Source organism: Pseudoalteromonas sp. S558 (assembly GCF_005886635.1).
Lineage (GTDB): Bacteria > Pseudomonadota > Gammaproteobacteria > Enterobacterales > Alteromonadaceae > Pseudoalteromonas > Pseudoalteromonas aliena.
In genome coordinates, this window is sequence record NZ_PNDU01000582.1 from 1 (window position 1) to 394 (window position 394).

The window sequence follows — 394 nt, forward strand, 5'->3', positions numbered from 1 at the left end:
GCCAATAATAAGTAAATTACGTGAACATCAATATCACTTTACAACCAGCAGCCTAACTAAGAAAGCTATTATTAAATATCAACACTTACTAATAAAAATAGGCACAGGCAAAGTACTTTCGACAAATGAAATTGAAAATGCGCTTACTGAGGCTAAATCAACTAAAGATAAGGATGTACAACAATGCATTGTTCCGCTTATCGAGGCCATTAAAGGCCTTACCAATGGCGATGATTGTTTATGGCAATCAAGCATAGATAAAGTCATTGCGTGGCACGCTGATGAGTGAAAATACGGAGACTTCAAAGAAGATGGAAATGCAGGCATGTCAGTAAATGCGCTTAGCAAGGCTAAATTGGGTAATGATATGGGTGGCTGGCATTGTAAACCTGAT

Annotated in this window: 1 pseudogene; it reads left to right on the forward strand. The window is 37.8% G+C overall.

What is annotated here, in order from left to right:
• Positions 1-289: pseudogene (locus CWB66_RS22385) on the forward strand (hypothetical protein); the annotation flags it as partial.
• Between the last annotated feature and the right edge of the window lie 105 nt (positions 290-394).